The sequence below is a fragment of the Kineococcus rugosus genome, from assembly GCF_050871975.1.
Lineage (GTDB): Bacteria > Actinomycetota > Actinomycetes > Actinomycetales > Kineococcaceae > Kineococcus.
Genome location: NZ_JBJLSJ010000032.1, coordinates 39269 through 56053, shown reverse-complemented (window position 1 = coordinate 56053; position 16785 = coordinate 39269). Strand labels below are relative to the sequence as shown.

Sequence of the window (16785 nt, the reverse complement as noted above, 5' to 3'; positions counted from 1 at the left end):
GTGCTTGGGGTCCGACACCTGCTGCGCCGCCACATAGTGCGCCCCCCCCCCCCGGCGGCCCCCGGCGGGCCCCCCCGGGGCCGGGGGGGGGCCGGACGAAGGCGTTCCGCACCACCGTGTCGACGCCGGGAGGGCCGGTGGACGTCCAGCTCGACGACCTGCGGGTGTTCCACGCCCTGCCCAGCCCCCACGTCCTGCTGGACCGCCGGCTGAGGGTCGTCCGCGCCAACGACGCCTACCTGCGGCTGCTGGGCCGGGACGCCGCCGCCGTCGAGGGGCGGCCCCTCCTGGACGTCCTGCGCGAGCACGCAGCACCCCCGGACCGGGCCCCGGACCGGGCCCCCGGCCCCGGCGGCACCGCGCCCGGCGGGCTCACCGGGCTCCACGAGTGCCTGGAGCAGGTCCTGCGGACCGGCCGCCCGGAATCGCTGTCCCCCAGGCCCTTCCCGCAGCTCGACCTCGGCACCGGGCGGTGGCGGCAGCGCTGGTGGTCGTCCGTCGTGGCCCCCGTCCTGGACGACACCGGCGAGGTCGCGGCGCTGATCCACCGGGTCGAGGACATCACCGACTACGTCAGCGACCGCCGTGACGGCGCCCGGCGGCGACGGGCCGAGGAGCGGTGGCAGGCGCGGACCCTGACCGCCGAGGCCGAGCTGTTCGACCGCGTCCGCGAGATCCAGGTCGCCCGCGACGCCGAGCGGGCCCGCACCCGGGAACTGGCCGCGCTGGCCGAGGCGTCGGTGGGGGTGGCGCGCGCCGCCGACGTCGCCGAGCTCACCGACGTCGTCGTCGACCGCGGGCTGGCGGCCCTGGGCGCGCAGGGCGGCGCGGTCGGGGTCCGTTCCGGGGACGCGGTCGACCTGACGATCACGGCCTCGCTGGGGGCGGGCATCCAGCTGCGGTACGCCCGGCTGCGGCTGGACGACCCGCTGCCGGTCGCGGTGACCGCGACCACCGGGCGGCGGATCCTGCTGCCGGACCTGGCGGCGACCCTCGCGTACGGGCACGGGGCGCAGGAGATCGTCGAGATCAGCGGGTGCCGCGCGTGGGCCTGCCTGCCCCTGACGACCGTCGACGAGGCCGGTGACCAGGTCGTCCTGGGGGCGCTGCTCGTGGGCTGGAAGCAGGCGCAGACGTTCACCGCCGCGGCGCTGGGGGTGCTGGAGGCGTTCGCCGCGCAGTGCGCGCAGACCCTGGCCCGGCTCCGGGTCCGGGAGGCGGAGCAGCTGCAGGCGGAGCGGACGTGGCGGCTGGCGCAGGCGCTGCAGCGCAGCCTGCTGGCCGAGCCGGTGCAGCCCGACGGTTTGCGGGTCGTCACCCGGTACCGGGCCGCCGCCGAGCGCGCCCAGGTCGGGGGCGACTGGTACGACGGGTTCGTCACCTCCACGGGGGTGAGCACGCTGGTGGTGGGAGACGTCTGCGGTCACGACCGCGAGGCCGCGGCCGCCATGGCGCAGGTGCGGAACCTGCTGCGCGGCATCGCCTACACGGTCAGCCACCCGCCGGCGGGGATCCTGCGGGCGGTGGACCGGGCCGTGGCGGGGCTGGGCGTGCCGGCGCTGGCGACGGCCGTCGTGCTCAGCGTGGAGCAGGACGAGGAGCTGGCGGCCGCGGGACGGCACCGGCTGCGCTGGTCCAACGCGGGGCACCCGCCACCGGTCGTCGTGGGCCCCGACCGGCGGCTGCGGATCCTGCGGACCGAGGCCGAGCTGCTGCTGGGGCTGGACCCCGGCACCGCCCGCACCGACCACGAGGTCGTGGTCGAGGCCGGGTCGACGGTGCTGCTGTACAGCGACGGGCTCATCGAGCGGCGGTCGGCGGACATCGACGAGGGCCTGGCGTGGCTGGCGGCGACCGTCGAGGGGCACGTCCGCGGTCTGGCGCGGGGGGAGCCGGTGGACCTGGACGGGCTGTGCGACCGGCTGCTGACGGCCGTGCGGGAGACCGGGGAGGTCGAGGACGACGTGGTGCTGCTGGCCCTGCGGACCTGAGGCCGCGGCCGGTGGCCGCCGGGTCCTCAGCCGGCGAGCCGGAACGCCAGCTCGGTCTCCCACCGGTCCGGGTCCGGTTCCCCGGCGGGGTCCGTCAGGTAGCTCTCCAGCCGGCACCCCCAGCGGTCGCCGTCCCCGGAGGGGCTCACGTCGAGGGTGAGGCCCCGGTCCCGCGCCCACGCCAGCAGGTCGGCCGTGGCGCCGACGAGGGTGCCGGGGTGCCCGCGGTGGACGACGGTGGCGTACCGGCCGGCGGGCAGGGTGCCGGTGTGCACGTCACCGGGGGTGGGGACGGGCCCGTCGACGGGCACCCCCGCCACCACGACCAGGGCGGCCGCCATGTCGACGACCTCGTACCGCAGGAACGGCGGGCCGGCCGGAGCGGACCCGGCGTCCAGGACGAGCCCCACGAGGTCGCCGAGGCGGTCGGCGACCAGGCCCACCGTGGTCAGGGTGACGGTGCGGCGGACGCCCACGTACGGCACCGCGGGGCGCTGGGCGACGACGGGGTCGCGGGTCGGGGTGGTGTGCACGGGGGGTGGACCGGCGGGCGGCGCCGGACTCATCGGGCTCAGCGCCGCCGGGAGGCGCTGCGGGAGCCGCCGTGCCGTTGCGCCGGCAGGTCCGCCCCGCGCAGCGGCCGTCCCCGCCGGTGGTTGCGGACCAGGGAGCTGACCAGGGCCGCGCCGATGACGACGGCCCCGAACCAGGCCGCCACGGGTGCCGGGACGGGGGTGAGCAGCGACAGCCACAGCAGCGCCCCGAGGGCGCCCAGCGCGTACGCCGCCCCGGCGGGCAGGTGCTCGTACCGCTTCAGCGCCTCCACGGCGTCCAGCCGCCGCGTCAGCCGCACGAGGAAGACCGCGCCGATGCTGACCCCGGCGACCCCGATCGCGAGCCGTTCCCAGGCGGGCAGGCCCGTCCCGCTGTCGGAGAACGAGTACGCCCCGTCGAGGACCTCCAGGAGCAGGAACACCGCCAGGGCCCGCTCGGCGACGACCGCGAGGGCGTGGGTGAGGACGTGCCGGGCACCGAGCTTCACCAGCGCGTACCCGGCGATCCCGGCGGCCCCGGCGAGGGCGACGTCGCGGTGGTCGGCGGCGACGGCGGCGGCTGCCGCGGCGAGGACGGCGGCCATCGAGAACTGCACCAGGCGCGGGCGGCGCAGGCGGTAGAAGGGCCGTTCCAGCGGCGCGATCCACAGCGGGCGGTCCTTGCGCTCGGCGTTCACGAGGAACTCGCTGAACACCATCCACAGGAAGACGCCGCCGAAACCGGCCAGCTCCGGGCGGATCGCCGCCAGGTCCGCCGCGTACGACGTGGGGTCGGTGACGATGTCCGCGGTCGTGTCGGCCAGTTCCTCGCCCCCGGCCGTGGCCACGGCCAGCGGCGGGACGAGCAACCGCATGACGACGACGCCGACGAACAACCCGGCGGTGAGGAACACGGCCCGCGTGCGCGGGTGCAGGCGGCCCGCGACCCCGGCCATCGGGACGGCGTTGTCGACGCTGAGGGCGATCTCGTAGGCCGCCAGCGTCACGAGGGCGGCGGCGGCGAGGTGGCCGCCGAGCACCCAGGCGATCGCGGCGGCGACCAGGGCCAGGAGCAGGGGCACCCCGAGGACGTCCCGGTGGCCGGGGCGGACGGGGGTGGGGGTGGGACGCACGGTCCTCCCGGGATCTCGCGGGGCGGGGTCTCGGTCCACCTCACCGTGGCACGCGGTACCGGAACGTGCCAGCGCGGCGCGTGTCGGGGTTCAGCGCCCAGCCGTGGGAGGAGGAGCACAGGCCCAGCGCGAACGGCAGCAGCGCGAGCAGGGTCGCCACCACCCGTCCCCGGGGCCCGGAGGTCACCTCCGTGCGCGCCAGCCGGGGCAGGGGCCCTCGTCGTCGGGGGCGGCAGGGGCCGTCACCCCTCCCCGTCGGCGCCGGGGCGGCCTCCCGCGCGCGGTCAGCGGGGCAGTTCGAACCAGACGGTCTTGCCGCGCGCCTCGGGCCGCACGCCCCAGTCCCCGGCCAGGCCGTCGACGATCGCCATGCCGCGGCCGTGGACGGCGCCGGGGTCGGCCCGCTGGATCGCGGGCAGGGCGCCGTTCTGGTCGCCGACCTCGACGCGGACCCGCGCGGGCGTGACGGCGACGGCCAGCTCGACGCGGCTGCGGGCGTGCTCGACGGCGTTGGTGACGATCTCGCTGACGAGCAGCACCGCGGTGTCGCAGACGGACTCGGTGACCCCTTCGCGCACGCAGCGCTCGCGCACGAACGCGCGGGCCTGCGAGGCGGCCCGCCGGCTGCGCTCCAGGCTCAGCGACGACGGTTCGGACCGGGCGCTCACGTGACGATGGTGGACCATCCGGGACGCGGGCCGGGAACGGGGTCGCGTCGGCGTGTCGCCCCCCGGCGGCGACGCTCCCGGGGTGCGGGGGCGGCGGGGACGGACGACGCTGGGGCGGTGGCGCGCCTGCGTTTGACCTCGACCGTCCTGGACACTCCCGAACCCGTTGCGCTGGCGGCGTTCTACCGCCACCTGCTGGGGCTGGAGACCCGTGAGGAGGACCCGGACTGGGTGGTGCTGGCCGACCCGCTGGGCGGTCCGGGGCTGTCGTTCCAGCGGGAGGAGGCGTTCGTGCGGCCGCAGTGGCCCGCGCAGGCCGGTGACCAGCAGATGCAGGTCCACCTCGACGTCGCGGTCGACGACCTGGTCGCCGCGGTGGAGCACGCCGTCGCCGGTGGTGCGGTGGTCGAGGAGTTCCAGCCGCAGGAGACGGTCCGCGTGCTGCGGGACCCGCACGGGCACCTGTTCTGCCTCTACCTGCCGGACTGATCCACCGGACCGACCTGCCGCAGGGAGGTTCCGCCGGGGTTGCCTGGTGGCCGACCCCCCGGCCACCAGGCTGACACCCCAACTCCGCGAGTCCGATGCGTCCTCACCGACCCCCCGGTCGGGACGCACCCCCCGGACTCCCGGGTCTCGTCCCCGGCGGTCGACCCCCCGACCACCGGGCACAGGTACTGCTTCCCCCACGAGTCCGACGCGATCAGGTCCCCCCGGATCTGGGCGCGCCCCCCGGACTCACCCACGACATCGGCGCAGCCCCCCGGGGCGTTACGACCCCTGGATGTGTCCTGCGTCACACCCGCGCGGGGCGGGCGCGCGTGAAGCGCTCCACCCCCGGGGCACCGGCCCGGCACACTGCCCGGCGCACGGGTCGTGGCGAGCGGGCCGCCGCACGCGCAGTGGAACGACGCCGACGTGCACGCCGCCGCCGCCGTCGACGTCGACGCCCTGCGCTCCTGGTGCGGCGCGCGGGGCGTGCCCTGGGGGGGGTGCGGGTCCCCGCCGGGTCGCCCCCGAGGCCGACGTGGTGCTCGCGCACCGCGCCGGGGTGCCCGTCGGGACCGGCCACGCGCTGCGCCCGGACGGCTGGGCGGGTCCGGCGGTCCACCTCGCGGGCCTCGCCGGGCCCGTCCCGGCGCTGGTGGGCTGGCTGCTGAGCCGGGCCTTCGAGGCCGGCGCGGAGATCGCGCACACCCACCCCGGCGACGACGGCGAGGCGGCGCAGCTCGCGCGGCCGGGCTCCCGCGAGGTCGCGGCGCCGGACGTCTTCGTGGACGTCTGACCGTGCGCCCGGAACGCACGGGGGCCGCCGCCCCGGTGCCGGTCCTCGGCACCGGGGCGACGGCCCCCGTGGACGGTCGTCAGCCGACGGGCTCGGCCTGCTGCGCCGACACCTCGGCCTCGGCGGTCCTGCCCCCGGTGCTCCTCAGCGCGTAGGTCGGGATCTCCAGACCCAGCGCGGCGCACACGCCGTGGAACACGTCGGTGTTGTCGAGCAGCTTCGCGAAGCGCTGCGAACCCGGGCCCGAGGCGCCGATGAAGACGTCCTCGACGGTGTGCACGCAGTTCGTCTCGTCCAGCGGCAGGTTGCCGATCTGGACGACGGCGCCCGGGTCGCGGTCGGGGTTGGGGAACGCCTGCTCGGTGGCGGGGTCCTCCAGCGCCGGCTGCGCCAGGACGGCGTTGTGCGCGAAGTCGTCGGGGTGGTCGGGGTGGTTCGACCAGCCGAAGAACAGCTGCACGTCGGGGTTCGGGTCGTCGGGGAACCCGTCGCCGTCGGCGTCGACGTAGGTGGGGAACCCGGCGTCGGCGTACACGCCGTTCTGCTGGCGCGCGGGCGACCCCTCCTTGGAGAGGGTGTGGGTGCCGGCGATGCTCATGGCGTGGTTGTGGTCGGCGGTGACGACGATGAGGGTGTCGTCGCGGCCGGCCGCCCACTGCTTGGCGACGCCGACGGCCTGGTCGAGCTCGATCGTGTCGTACACGGCGCGGGGTCCGTCGAGCGGGTGCTCGGACTTGTCGATGGAGGCGCCCTCGACCATGAGGAAGAAGCCCTTGTCGTTCTTCTCCAGGACCTTCAGCGCGGCCTTCGTCATCTCGACCAGGCCGGGCTGGTCGTCGAACTGCTTGAGCACGTCGGGGTTCGGGGTGATCTCGCGGTCGATGTAGACGTTGAGGTTCCCGTTGTGGAACGTGCCGAGCAGCTTGTCGGGGGTCCCGGCGGCCATGACGGCCGCCAGTTCGGTGCGGGTCCCCGCGTAGGCGAAACCCTTGTCCTTGAACTCCTCGACGAGGTCGCGGTCGTCCTCGCGGCGCGACCCCTCGACCGACTGCGGCAGCAGCGAGGCGCGGCCGCCGCCCATGTACACGTCGGGCATCTGCTCCGGCGTGAGGGCCTGGTCCATGATGTCGAGGTACTCGGAGCGGCGGCGGGTGTGCGCGAACACCGCCGCGGGCGTGGCGTCCTGGATCTCGGCGGTGGTGACGATGCCGATGGACATGTCGCGCGAGCGCTTGAGGATCTCGGCGAGGGTCTCGACGCGCGGGCTGGCGGTGGGGTCCTCGGAGTTGCCGGGGTAGACGCCCATCGCGTTGACGGCCGACTTGTGGCCGGTCATGTACGCGGACATGGAGTTCGCCGAGTCGGTGGCGATCGAGTCGCAGCCGGAGGTGGTGACGTTGCCCCGGTGGTCGAGGGTGTCCATCTCCAGCAGGGCCTTGTACTTGCCCTCCACGATGCCCTTGGACAGGATCCGGGCGCCGGTGATGGCGGCCTGGCCCATGCCGTCGCCGAGGAAGAAGATGACGTTCTTCGCGGTCTTCCCGCCGGTCTGGACGGGCAGGACCTCGTGGCGGACCTCCTGGGAGGCCGAGCCCTTCGCGGAGGAGACGGCGGCGGCGATCGTGTAGGTGCCGTCGGCGGGGTAGACGAGGTCCTTGAAGGTGACCTCGACGGAGTCCGCGGCGGAACTGGTGCGGACCGGCGCCGGGCTCAGCAGGGGAGCGGGGCCGCTGCCGTCGCTGACCTTCACGACGATCTTCGTGGTCTCCGGGTCGACGCCGGTGGCCTCGACCCGCAGGTCGAACCTCGCGCCGACCTGGAAGGTGGCGCGGTCGATGGGCAGGACCCTCACGGCGCTGCCGGTGCCGGTCGCGGACAGCGCGACGCGGCGGTAGGTGGTCGAGTAGTGGGCGTCCTTGACGTTCAGCTGCGCCGGCACGTAGGCGGGGGCGGCGGACGCGGACGACGCGTCGACGAGGCCCTTGCCGAAGACGACGGCGGTCGCGAGACCACCGGTCCCGAGCAGGCCGCGGCGGGTGAAGAACCCGCGACCCTCCTGCGCGCCGTCGTCGTTCGTGCTGGGCTGGGGGTCGGTCACCGAGGTACCTCTCGTTCGAGCTCTCCGGCGACGACGCGCCGGCTCCGGGGGCAGGCACAACGTGGCAGGGCGCGGCGAACGCGGGGAGAACGCGCCGGGAACCACCGGTGCACGGTGCACGGTGCGCGGTGCGGCCCGGGGCTCAGGCGAGCAGGTGGTCCATCCGGTAGGCGAGCAGTTCGCGCAGGACGATCGAGGTCGACGTCCGGCGGATCCCGCGGCAGCGCATGAGGCGCTGGGTGATGTCGTACACGTGGTCGGCGTCCCGGGCGGCGATCTGGATCATCAGGTCCGCCTCCCCGGAGATCCCGAGGCACTCCACGACCTCGGGGATGCGGGCGACGTCCTCCACGAGCCCGGCGAACTCGCCCTGCTCGACACCCGCTGTGACCAGCGCGCGCATCGGCAGCCCGACGCGCCCGGGGTCCAGCCGGGTCGAGTTGGGCCGCAGGGTGCGGTCGGCGCCGAGGCGTTCGAGGCGGCTGTGGACGGTCCCCCGGGCCAGGCCCAGGTCGAGCGCCAGCTGGGCCACGGTCGCGCGGGGGTCGCGGTCCAGCGCCAGCAGGATGCGCCGGTCCGTGTCGTCGAGAGTGGTCACGTCGACCACCCTAGGCAGCGGATACCCCGCGTGACTGGTCGGAACGACCAACGACACGCGCGTCTCTTGTACGTTCCGACGGGATGTCGTGTCATCAGTCCCATGACTCACACCGTCACCGTCGGCGCGTACCTGGCCCGCCGCCTGGAGCAGCTCGGCGTCCGGTACCTGTTCGGCCTGCCCGGTGACTTCAACCTCGCGCTGCTCGACGAGGTGCTCGGCGGGTCGGGGTTGCGGTGGGTCGGGTCCAGCAACGAGCTGAACGCCGGGTACGCCGCCGACGGTCACGCTCGGTTGCGGCGGGGGCCGGCGGCGCTGGTGACGACGTTCGGCGTCGGGGAGCTGTCGGCCGTCAACGCGACCGCCGGCAGCTACGCCGAGGACGTCCCCGTCGTGCACGTCGTCGGGCTGCCCTCGACGCGGGCGATGGCCGAGGGCGCGCTGCTGCACCACTCCCTGGCCGACGGCGACTTCGGCCACTTCGTGCGGATCGCGGGGGAGGTGAGCGCCGCGGCCGTCGTCGTCCGGGCGCAGGGGGCGTGCACGGCGATCGACCGGGCCCTGCTGACGGCCGTCGGGTCCTCCAAACCCGTCTACCTGGGGATCCCCGCCGACGTGGCGGTCGCCCCGGTGCCCGCCGCGCCGCTGGACCGGCCGCTGCGGGTCCTGCACTCCGACGCCGCCGTGGCCGAGGAGTTCCGGGCCGCGCTGACGGACTTCCTCGGGCAGGCCCCCGAGGTGACCGTGCTCGCCGGCCCGCGCCTGCACCGCCGGCACCTGGAGGACCGCGTCCGGGCGATCGCGGCGCAGAACGGGGTGCGGATCGCGACGCAGTCGGCGTCCAAGGCGATGCTCGACGAGTCGCACCCGGCGACGCTGGGCGTGTACGCGGGGCGGTTCACCCGCGACCCGCAGACGCGGCAGCGGGTCGACGAGGCGTCCCCGCTGGTGCTGGCCGGGGTCGTGGTGACCGACTTCCTCACCGGCTCCTTCAGCCACGGGTTCAACCCCGACGCGGTGGTCGACCTGCACCTGGACCACGCCCGGATCGCCGGGTCGGCGTTCTACGGGCTGTACCTGGAGGAGTCGCTGCGCATCCTGGAGGAGGTCCTCGACGCGCGGTCCCCGCGGCCCGGGCCGCTGCCGCGCCGGGCCGTGGCCGACCCGGCCCCGCACGTGCCCGCCGACCCCGACGGGCCGCTGACGCACGCCGACCTGTGGCCGCTGCTGCAGCGATGGCTGAACCCCGGGACGCTGGTGGTCGCCGAGGCGGGGACGTCGTTCTACGGGGCGCTGGAGATGACGGTGCCCGACGGCTGCGACCTGCTGGGGCAGCCCGTGTGGAGCTCCATCGGCTACACGCTGCCCGCGACGCTGGGCGCGATGCTGGCCGCGCCGGGGCGCGAGACCGTCCTCGTCATCGGCGACGGGTCCGCGCAGCTGACGATCCAGGAACTCGGGCGGCTGCTGTCCCTCGGCCTGACCCCGACCGTGCTGCTGGTCAACAACTCCGGCTACACCGTCGAGCGGGCCATCCGCAGCCCCGAGGCCCCGTACCAGGACGTCGTGGAGTGGGACTGGACGAAGCTGCCCGCCGCCCTCGGCGCACCGCACACGCCGGTGTTCCGGGCCGCCACGCCCGCCGAGCTGCTCGACGTCCTCGGCAAGGTGCGCGCCGAACCGGAGCACGCCGCGTTCGTCGAACTCGTCCTGCCGCGCGACGACGCCCCCGAGTCCCTGCTCCAGCTGGCCCGCTCCGTCCGCTGACCCCCCGCTGTGTCCTCCCTCACCACGGGGGAGCGGGGGTTGACCGGCGGTCCGTCCCGGGAGAACCTTCCAGGAGTGCCGGGCACCCGGCGCCCGGACGAGCCCGCCGTACCCGGACAGCGACAAGACGGTGGTGGAGGTTCCCGTCGTGTCGTGGATCGTGCTCGTCGTCTCCGGTGTGCTGGAAGCCGTCTGGGCGACCGCCCTGGGGAAGTCCGAGGGTTTCACCCGTCCCGTGCCGACCGCCGTGTTCGGCGTCGCCGTCGTCGCCAGCATGGTCGGCCTGGCCTACGCCATGCGGTCCCTGCCGACCGGCACCGCGTACGCGGTGTGGGTGGGGATCGGCGCCGCCGGCACCGTGACCTACGCGATGGCGACGGGCGCCGAACCCGTCTCGATCGCGCGGGTGCTGCTCATCCTGGGTCTCGTCGGCTGCGTGATCGGGCTGAAGGTCCTGCACTGACGGTGCCGGGGAGCGTGACCCGCTTCCCCGGGGACCACCACTGAGCTGCCGGGGGACCGGGGACGAGCTCCGCAGGCCGCACGGCACGCTTCTCGGCCCCTCGCGCGCGGCGGTCGTTCCGGCTGTGCGGGCGGCGTCGTCCGGGTGAACACTGCCGTGGTGGCTGCAGCAGGACGGTCGGTGTGTCGATGGCCCCTGTCGTGAGCGTCCTGCGCAGCATCCCGCCCCTGGGTGCGGGAGCCACCCGGGTGCTCGACGCCCGGGCCACGGGCGCTGTCGCGGCGTTGTTCACCGTGGTGGGCCTGCCGTGGACGTGGATCCAGCCGAGCCTGCTGAACGTGGGTGCGAGCGCGGTGGGTTTCACGACCGGGCTGGCGCTGGTGCTCAGGCCGCCGTGCCTGCCGGGTTGGGCGCTGGCGGGGACGACGGCGCTGACGGGGGCGGCCGCGGCGTACCTGACGTTGGTGGTGCACGCGATGAGCCTGGCCGCGGCCCTCAGCTTGTGCGTGGTGCTGCAGGTGGCCGCGCTGCGCCGCCCGGTGCAGGCGTGGACGCAGCTGGGGCTGGTGGTCGGGACGTGGAGTGCAGCGCTGGTGATGGCTCCGGTACCGGGTGCGGTCCTGCGCTCGATGGTGCCGTTGGTGGCCGCGCTGGTGCTGCTGACGGCGATCACGACTTGGACGCGTCGCTACGTCGATGAGCTGCTGGTGCAGTTGCAGCACCGCGCGGACCACGACGCGCTCACGGGGTTGTTGAACCGGCAGGGCCTGGCCCGTCGCCTGGGGGAGCTGGGGTTGGCGGGTGGGTGGGGGCGCAGGGTCACCGACCTCCCCGCGGGAGCCGCCTCCGGTGGGCGCGGGCCCACCGCGCGCTCGATGGCCTCTGCCGTGGCCGCATCTCCTGCGGTCGCGTCCCCCGGAGCGGCCTCCGCTGGTGGCCCGCCGGTGAGGGGACCGGCGCAGGAGCAGCCGGAGGAGTCGACGGGGGAGTCGACGGGGGTGCTGGTCATCGACGTCGACCACTTCAAGACGGTCAACGACCAGCACGGTCACCTGGCCGGGGACGAGGCTCTGGCGTGGCTGGCCGCTCTGCTGCGAGGGGCGTTGCCGGCGCCGGTGCTGCTGGCTCGCTTCGGTGGGGAGGAGTTCCTCGCCGTCGTGCCGGGGGCGGACCTGGGGGCGCTGGTGCGGTGCGCGGAGCGGGTGCGGGTGCTGGTGGCGACGACCTCGACGTCGCGGCCGGTGACGCTGACGGTGAGCATCGGAGCGGCGGCCGGGAACGTCGACCCGGGGGGTTCTCGCGGTCGGGAGGCGGTGGCGTTCGAGGACCTCGTGGCGTGCGCGGACCGCGGGGTCTACCTGGCCAAGGCGGGCGGGCGCAACCAGGTCGGCTGTGGGACGCCCCCCTAGTCCTACGAGCGCAGGATCGTGCGAGGTGGGGGCTCGACCCGGTCCCCGGAACCCTGGTCCGGCAGGTCCTCAGCACGGCCGGTCCGCTCCTCCTGGTGGACCGCAACACGATCGAGGATTCCCCGAGCCGACCGTTGGACGTTCCGGGAGGAGACCCCGAAGCGTCCTGCGCCCACGCCCGTCACCCCGGCAGGTGCGCGGCGTACGCCGCCCGCAGCTCCCGCAGCCGCAGGTTCGTCGCGCTGCCCCAGGCGCTCCAGTCGACGTTCCCGCCGTCGAGGGCGACCTCGAGCTGCTCCAGGTGCAGGTGCCAGGCCGCGAGCGACATCGGGACCCACTCGTCCTCGCCGTCCAGGTCGTTGGTCAGCCGCAGCCGGGTGCGGGCGCGCAGGGCGCCCACGTCGAGGGGTTCGAGTTCCCAGCGCAGCAGCCCGTGCTCGGAGTTCGTGTGCTCCAGCAGCCGCGGCGGGTCGAACCCGGTGATCTGCCCGGGCCACCACTCCAGTTCCCCGGGCGGGCCGGTGAGCCACTCCAGGTCGAACCGTCCGCCCGGACGCAGGTCGGCGCGCAGGTCCGCCCACCACAGCCGGGTGAGGGTGGGGTCGGTCAGGGCGGTCCACACCGCGGCCACCGAGTGCGGGTACTCGCGGGCCAGCCGCAGCGTCGCCCGTTCGCCACCGTGCAGGACCGCGTCACCGAGGAGGTTCACGGCACCATCCTCGCCCCTCAGGAGTGCTGGTCGCGCCGCGGGACCAGCGGCAGCGCCGCGAGCGGGGCGAGGGCGACCAGGCCGATCGTCCAGCCGAAACCCACGGCCGTGACGAGCGCGCCCACCCCCGGCCCGACGGCGGAGGCGGCGATGAACTGCCCGGTGTTCTGCACGCCCAGGGCCTTGCCGGACCAGCGCGGCCCGGCGGCCTCGGCGACGGACGTGAACGCGAGCCCGTTGTCGGCCACCGAGACCGTCGTGGCCAGGACCAGGACGACCCCGACGCCGACGGCCCAGCCGGTGGTCCCGGTCAGGGCCAGCGCGACCAGCACGGCGACCCCGGCGACGGACACCCAGCGCAGCACCCGCACCCGGCTGCCCACCCGGTCGCTGAGCGCGCCGACCCCGATGCGCCCCAGCGCCCCCACGAACTGCGACAGGCCCATCAGCAGCCCCGCCGCGGTGCCGCCCCAGCCGAGCCCGACGGTCAGCCAGACCAGCCCGAAGGTGGACAGCGTGAACTGCGGGACGACGAGCAGGACCGACACGGCGTGCACGCGCCACAGGAACCCGTCGCGGCGGTAGGGGTTCGGCGCTTCGACGTCGGTCCCGGCCGCCGCGCGCGGGGGGTTGCGGATCCCGGCGGCGCAGGCGACGGCGAGCACGGCCAGCACGGCCGCCGACAGCAGCAGCGGCCCGCCGGGGCCGTACCGCGCGGCCATCGGCGGCACGACGACGGCGGCGACGGCCACGCCGAGCGGCTGGGACACCTGCCGCAGCCCCATCGCCAGGCCGCGGCGCTCGCGGGGGAACCAGCCGACGACGACGCGGCCGCTGGCGGCGTTGGTGCTGGCCGAGGCCGCGCCGCCGAGGCCGAGCAGGACGCCGAGGGCGACCAGGCCGTGCGCGGGGGCGGCGGCCAGGGCGAACGTGGCGGTCAGCGCGAGGCCGCCGGCGATGACCCAGCGTTCCCCGAACCGGTCGGCGAGCGCGCCCCACGCGACGAGGGTCAGGACCATCCCGAGGGTGGGGGCGGCGGCCAGGGTGCCGGCGCGGGACAGCGACAGGCCGTCGCGGACGTGCAGGAGGGGGATGAGGTACACCGGCGTGCTGACCAGGAGGGTGCCCGCGGCCTGGGCGGCGACGCCGAGGGTGAGCATGCGCCACGCGGCCGCCGGGACGGGGACGGGCGCGGTGTACGTTGGCACACCAGAACGGTATACCAACGTGGTGCACCAGTACGGCGACCGAGGAGGACGCGTGACCGACGGGCCCTACGAGACCCTGCGCGCCGCCATCCTCGGCTTCGACCTCGTGCCCGGCGAGAAGCTCAGCGAACGCGGCCTCGAGGAACTCCTCGGCGTCTCCCGCACCCCCGTCCGCGCCGCCCTGGCCCGCCTGGAGAACGAGGGCCTCACCGGCCGCGACGGCCGCGGCTGGCGCGTCACCCCCCTCGACCTCACCGAGGTCCGCGCCGTCGCCGAGTTCCGCCTGGCCGTCGAGACCGCCGCCGTCGCCCTCGCCGTCGAGCGCGCCACCGACGCCGAGCTGCTGGACCTGCGGGCCACCGCCGGGCGGCCCTCCGCCGACGACGAGGGCACCGGCCTGCGCGCCGGTGCCGACTTCCACGTCGCGCTGGCCCGCTTGTCCCGCAACCCCTTCCTCGCCGACGCGGTCAGCGGGGCGCTGGTCCGGCTGGCCCGCACCCGCTGGCTGGAGGTCCGCTCGGCGCGCTCGCGGGCCGCGGCGCGCGCCGAGCACCTCGGCATCGTCGACGCCGTGCTCGCCCGCGACGCCGACGCCGCCGCGGGTTTGGTCACCGCCCACGGCCGGGGGGCGGCCGACCGGCTGCTCAGCCACCTGGACGCTGAACGCCGCCGGCTGCGCGGCCGGGGTTTCGCGATCGTCGAGACGGCCGGGCCGCCCCCGTCGGCGTGAGGGGGCTCAGCCCAGGGTCATGGTGCTGGGGATGCGGTCGCGGTCGTACGTGATCGTCGTGTACCCGTGCGGCAGCGGCTGGCCGTCCGGGCCGAGGTTCACGAACACGATCTTCTCGATCGTCAGGATGCTCTGACGGGTGATCATGTTCCGGACCTCGGCCCGCATCGTCAGCGACGTGCGGCCGAACGCCGTGGCGCGCAGGCCCATCTCGACGAGGTCGCCCTGCCGGGCGGAGGAGACGAAGTTGATCTCGGAGATGTACTTCGTGACGACCTTGCCGTTGCCGAGCTGGAGGATCGCGTAGATCGCGGCCTCCTCGTCGATCCAGCGCAGCAGGCTGCCGCCGAACAGGGTCCCGTTCGCGTTGAGGTCCTCGGGTCGCACCCACTTCCTCGTGCGGAAGTTGATCGAGTCCTCGTCGGGTGCCGTCACGGGTTCCATGTCAGGACAATCTAGGTCATCCGGGACGGCTCGGGGAGGTCGGCCGGAGAGCTCCGCCGTCGGTGTCGGCCGTGCGGTGCGGTGGCCCCGCGACGCGTCCACCGAGGTCGCGCGGTTCCCCGGCCCCGGGACGAGTTCACTTCTCCTGGAGGCCGAGGGCGCCGGAGCCGGCGGCGACCCGGTCCCGGAGTTCCTGCCAGCGGGTGGCGTCGCCGGTGAGCACGTCGAGCAGGTGGGCGGCGACGGCGTCGGCGACGAGGGCGACGCGGTCGGGGTCCTCGTCGCTGGTCTCCTTCACGGCTTCGCCGGCGAGGCCGCCGAGGGTGTGCTCGCCGTCGGTGATGGTGAGCAGCCGCTTGGGTGCGGGGCTGAGGGTGTAGGCGTCGGTGAACCAGTCCGGCCCGCGGGTGGACAGGGCCGAGTCGTCCTCGCCGCCGGCGACGACGAGGGCGGGGGTGGTCATGGTGGTGTAGTCCGGCCGCATGAACGGCAGGTGCTCCTGGGCGAACGGGGTCAGGGTGTCTCCGGTGCCGGTGGTGGCCAGGAGCGCGCCGGCCTTCACGGTCGGGTGGGTGAAGTCCTCCCCCGGGGTGCCGTCGGCGTCGAGGACGCGGGCGCCGAGGAGGGCGCCGGCGCTCTGCCCGCCCCAGGAGTGGCCGACGACGGCGACGCGGTCGAGGTCGACGCGGGCGGGCAGGCCGGGGACCTGGTCGAGGACGGCGGGGAGGTGGTCCAGGACGGCGTGCAGGTCGGCGATGCGCACCCGCCAGATGGTGGGGAAGCGGGGGTCGTCGAAGCCGATGCGGTGGCGGCGGGAGTCCAGGTGGGTGGGCTGGACGACGACGAACCCGATGGCGGCCCAGCGGTCCGCGAGGGGTTCGTAGCCGTCCATGGACCAGGCGTTGCCGTGGGAGAAGACGATGACGGGCAGGTCCTGGCCGTCGACGGGTGCGGTGACCTTCACCTGCAGGTCGACGCCGCGCTCGACGGGCTGGCCGGTGGTGGGGACGGTGAGGGGCTTGACCGCGAGGAGGCGGCGGTCGGGAGTTGCGGGCACGGGGTGTCCTTCGCGAGGGGGCTGCTCTGCCAGACTGGCGGAGCGTCGTTCCGCCAAGTTAGCGGAACATTGTTCCGCGAGCAAGGGAGACCGTGGTGACCCCCACGACCGGAGTGCGCCAGGCCGGCGTGCGGCGCAGCCGCGAAGCACTGCTCACCGCCGCCGCCGCCGCGTTCGTCGAGCACGGCGTGCAGGCACCGGTGCGCGACATCGCCGAACGCGCCGGGGTCGGGGTGGGCACGGTCTACCGCCACTTCCCCACCCGCGCCGACCTGGTCAGCGCCGTCTACCGCCACCAGGTCGCCGAGTGCACGGCCCTGGCCGCGTCCTTGCGCGAGCAGCCGATCCCCGCGTTCGAGGCGCTGGAGCGGTGGGTGGCGGCTTTCGTGGAGTTCCTGGTCACCAAGCACGGCCTGAGCGAGGCCCTGCACTCGGACGACCCGAGCGCGGCCGGCCTGCACGCCCTGATCCTCGAGGAGCTGGTCCCGGCGTGCTCCAGCCTGCTCGTGGCCAGCCAGGACGCCGGGGAGGTCGACTCCCGCGTCGACGCGCTCGTCCTGCTGCGCGCGGTGGGGAACCTGTCCATCACCGGACCGGGCTACGGCGGGGAGGAGGCCGGGCAGATGGTCGCCCGCCTGCTCGCCGGGTGCCGCACCGCGGTCCACCCGGCGCCGGGAGCGTGACCGGCGTGC

17 protein-coding genes and 1 riboswitch are annotated in these 16785 nt (G+C 75.2%); of the genes, 8 read left to right on the top strand and 9 right to left on the bottom strand.

Translation table 11 applies throughout. The features are described 5' to 3' along the window. The first annotated feature begins 137 nt into the window (after positions 1–137). Entirely contained in the window at positions 138–1991 is a 1854-nt protein-coding gene (locus ACRYM6_RS17555; protein WP_432544169.1) for a SpoIIE family protein phosphatase, read from the top strand. A 26-nt stretch (positions 1992–2017) separates the two neighbouring features. On the opposite strand, the gene ACRYM6_RS17550 is transcribed toward ACRYM6_RS17555, so the two are convergent. From ACRYM6_RS17550 to ACRYM6_RS17540, 3 genes are all read right to left on the bottom strand, one after another. Further along, positions 2018–2524 carry a GyrI-like domain-containing protein gene (locus tag ACRYM6_RS17550; RefSeq protein ID WP_432544168.1) on the bottom strand — a complete coding sequence of 169 codons (507 nt, stop codon included), beginning with the start codon at positions 2522–2524 and terminating at the stop codon, positions 2018–2020. Between the two features lie 38 nt (positions 2525–2562). Then, positions 2563–3657, bottom strand: a complete 1095-nt coding sequence (locus ACRYM6_RS17545; RefSeq protein ID WP_432544167.1) for a DUF475 domain-containing protein — start codon at positions 3655–3657, stop codon at positions 2563–2565. Between the two features lie 284 nt (positions 3658–3941). Further along, entirely contained in the window at positions 3942–4325 is a 384-nt protein-coding gene (locus ACRYM6_RS17540) for an ATP-binding protein (RefSeq protein ID WP_432544166.1), read from the bottom strand. 117 nt (positions 4326–4442) lie between these two features. Between ACRYM6_RS17540 and ACRYM6_RS17535 the strand changes: the two genes are divergently transcribed. Together ACRYM6_RS17535 and ACRYM6_RS17530 are read left to right on the top strand one after the other, a co-directional pair. Beyond that, positions 4443–4814 carry a VOC family protein gene (locus ACRYM6_RS17535; protein ID WP_432544165.1) on the top strand — a complete coding sequence of 124 codons (372 nt, stop codon included), beginning with the start codon at positions 4443–4445 and terminating at the stop codon, positions 4812–4814. A gap of 538 nt (positions 4815–5352) precedes the next feature. Next, positions 5353–5610, top strand: coding sequence for a hypothetical protein (locus tag ACRYM6_RS17530; RefSeq protein WP_432544164.1), 258 nt, complete (start codon positions 5353–5355; stop codon positions 5608–5610). 79 nt (positions 5611–5689) lie between these two features. Here the strand turns inward: ACRYM6_RS17530 and ACRYM6_RS17525 are convergent, their stop codons facing one another. Continuing rightward, positions 5690–7708 (bottom strand): alkaline phosphatase, encoded by a 2019-nt coding sequence (locus tag ACRYM6_RS17525; protein ID WP_432544163.1) that lies wholly within the window; start codon positions 7706–7708, stop codon positions 5690–5692. A 142-nt stretch (positions 7709–7850) separates the two neighbouring features. After that, positions 7851–8306 carry an Lrp/AsnC family transcriptional regulator gene (locus tag ACRYM6_RS17520; protein ID WP_432544162.1) on the bottom strand — a complete coding sequence of 152 codons (456 nt, stop codon included), beginning with the start codon at positions 8304–8306 and terminating at the stop codon, positions 7851–7853. 102 nt (positions 8307–8408) lie between these two features. On the opposite strand from ACRYM6_RS17520, the gene ACRYM6_RS17515 reads away from it, so the two are divergent. The 3 genes from ACRYM6_RS17515 to ACRYM6_RS17505 all read left to right on the top strand — a co-directional run bounded on the left by ACRYM6_RS17515 (position 8409) and on the right by ACRYM6_RS17505 (position 11945). Continuing rightward, positions 8409–10073, top strand: coding sequence for an alpha-keto acid decarboxylase family protein (locus ACRYM6_RS17515; RefSeq protein ID WP_432544161.1), 1665 nt, complete (start codon positions 8409–8411; stop codon positions 10071–10073). Positions 10074–10145: 72 nt separating this feature from the next. Continuing rightward, a riboswitch (guanidine-III (ykkC-III) riboswitch) is annotated at positions 10146–10210 on the top strand. Positions 10211–10221: 11 nt separating this feature from the next. Continuing rightward, positions 10222–10536: a DMT family transporter gene (locus ACRYM6_RS17510; RefSeq protein WP_432544160.1), complete on the top strand. Its 315-nt coding sequence runs from the start codon at positions 10222–10224 to the stop codon at positions 10534–10536. A 188-nt stretch (positions 10537–10724) separates the two neighbouring features. Beyond that, positions 10725–11945 (top strand): GGDEF domain-containing protein, encoded by a 1221-nt coding sequence (locus tag ACRYM6_RS17505; RefSeq protein WP_432544171.1) that lies wholly within the window; start codon positions 10725–10727, stop codon positions 11943–11945. Positions 11946–12126: 181 nt separating this feature from the next. On the opposite strand, the gene ACRYM6_RS17500 is transcribed toward ACRYM6_RS17505, so the two are convergent. Then, entirely contained in the window at positions 12127–12654 is a 528-nt protein-coding gene (locus ACRYM6_RS17500) for an SRPBCC family protein (RefSeq protein WP_432544159.1), read from the bottom strand. A gap of 17 nt (positions 12655–12671) precedes the next feature. Further along, on the bottom strand, positions 12672–13814 hold the full coding sequence (locus ACRYM6_RS17495; RefSeq protein ID WP_432544170.1) for an MFS transporter: 1143 nt from the start codon (positions 13812–13814) through the stop codon (positions 12672–12674). A 100-nt stretch (positions 13815–13914) separates the two neighbouring features. On the opposite strand from ACRYM6_RS17495, the gene ACRYM6_RS17490 reads away from it, so the two are divergent. Next, on the top strand, positions 13915–14592 hold the full coding sequence (locus tag ACRYM6_RS17490) for a GntR family transcriptional regulator (protein ID WP_432544158.1): 678 nt from the start codon (positions 13915–13917) through the stop codon (positions 14590–14592). 6 nt (positions 14593–14598) lie between these two features. On the opposite strand, the gene ACRYM6_RS17485 is transcribed toward ACRYM6_RS17490, so the two are convergent. Together ACRYM6_RS17485 and ACRYM6_RS17480 are read right to left on the bottom strand one after the other, a co-directional pair. Next, a complete protein-coding gene (locus ACRYM6_RS17485) occupies positions 14599–15036 on the bottom strand; it encodes an acyl-CoA thioesterase (protein ID WP_432544157.1) in 438 nt (145 codons plus the stop codon). A gap of 136 nt (positions 15037–15172) precedes the next feature. Then, positions 15173–16093, bottom strand: coding sequence for an alpha/beta hydrolase family protein (locus tag ACRYM6_RS17480; RefSeq protein ID WP_432544156.1), 921 nt, complete (start codon positions 16091–16093; stop codon positions 15173–15175). A 95-nt stretch (positions 16094–16188) separates the two neighbouring features. On the opposite strand from ACRYM6_RS17480, the gene ACRYM6_RS17475 reads away from it, so the two are divergent. Continuing rightward, positions 16189–16776 carry a TetR/AcrR family transcriptional regulator gene (locus ACRYM6_RS17475; protein WP_432544155.1) on the top strand — a complete coding sequence of 196 codons (588 nt, stop codon included), beginning with the start codon at positions 16189–16191 and terminating at the stop codon, positions 16774–16776. Positions 16777–16785: the final 9 nt, after the last annotated feature.